Source organism: Acetobacter cerevisiae, assembly GCF_001580535.1.
Classification (GTDB): domain Bacteria; phylum Pseudomonadota; class Alphaproteobacteria; order Acetobacterales; family Acetobacteraceae; genus Acetobacter; species Acetobacter cerevisiae.
Window position 1 is genome coordinate 1 of record NZ_LHZA01000030.1, and the last position, 1083, is coordinate 1083.

General features: G+C 64.8%; 2 protein-coding genes. Both read right to left on the minus strand.

Annotation, left to right across the window (positions count from 1 at the left end; all coding sequences use genetic code 11):
- Positions 1–243, minus strand: a 243-nt coding sequence (locus tag AD928_RS00180) for a S46 family peptidase (protein WP_167347321.1), incomplete at its 3' end; no start/stop codon positions are given.
- Positions 244–328: 85 nt separating this feature from the next.
- On the minus strand, positions 329–1083 hold a 755-nt coding region (locus tag AD928_RS00185; RefSeq protein ID WP_407639261.1), incomplete at its 5' end, for a P-loop NTPase family protein.

The following is a 1083-nucleotide window of genomic DNA, read 5'->3' on the forward strand; positions in this document are numbered from 1 at the left end:
CCCATCGGCGGAAACAAAAGAGGCCGAGCAGCCCAGCGCCAGACGGGCGGACGCCTTAGTCACGCGCTCCGTCCAGGCGGCGGTCGGGGTAAAGCCGTAACGCTGCTTCATCAGGTCTGCGGGCAGATGGTCCATGGTCCACATCCCCTCATCCGCATGCGCGAAGGGGATGGAAGGAAGGACCGCCGGAGCGCACGCCAGCACCGCCAGAGGCAACAGAGAACGCTTGAAAAAGCTGCTCATGATGCAGAAACCACTTTCAGGTTAATGTTACACTATAACGAAATCGTTCCGCACAGTGACGCAGACACGCCCGCAGAGCAAGACGTTAAGAGGCCGCCGCGTCGTCTTCCAGCAAGGATTCCAGAACGCCTGCGGCCAGAGCGCGCGTCACTTTTTCACCAGACGCCAGGGCGGCCTGATCCAGCCGGGCGGCCATATCCCGAATCGCCCCGGCATTGCGGGGCAGCCGCCGCAGCAGCCATTCCGTCACCGGCTGAGCCACCACCATCTGCCGTTCCGCCAGCAAACGCAGGAACAGCCGCCGCAGCAATTCCTCCTCCGCCTGCCCAATGGGCACAGAGGCCGTGGCCCGCAGGCGGCTGGCCAGATCCGGCAGAGAAACACGCCACCGCGCGGGGGAAGCCCGGCCAGCCATGAGCAGCGCCATCCGCCGCTCCCGCACCAGATTGATCAGATGCAGAAGATCTGCCTCTTCCCGCACCTGATCCGCATTATCCAGCGCCAGCGCGCGGAACCCACCTTCATGAAACAAATCGGCCACATCCTGTTCATTCAGGCGGCGGCCTTCAATAACGGGCGCACCATGCCGCGCCGCCCAGACGGAGAGCAGATGCGTCTTGCCGGTGCCGCTTTCCCCCCACAGGGCCATGCGGCCTTCCGGCCAGCGCCACATTGCTTCCGCATCCAGCACCCAGCCGCGCGCTGCCGCATTGGAGGGAGCCGCCACAAAGTCCGAGCGTCCGAATCGGGGGCGGTGCGCGAACGGCAGAGCAATCTGCCCGCTCACTCCACCCTCCTTTCCGTCCGCCACAGGCTGCTGTGCGGCCTCTTTTGTTTCCG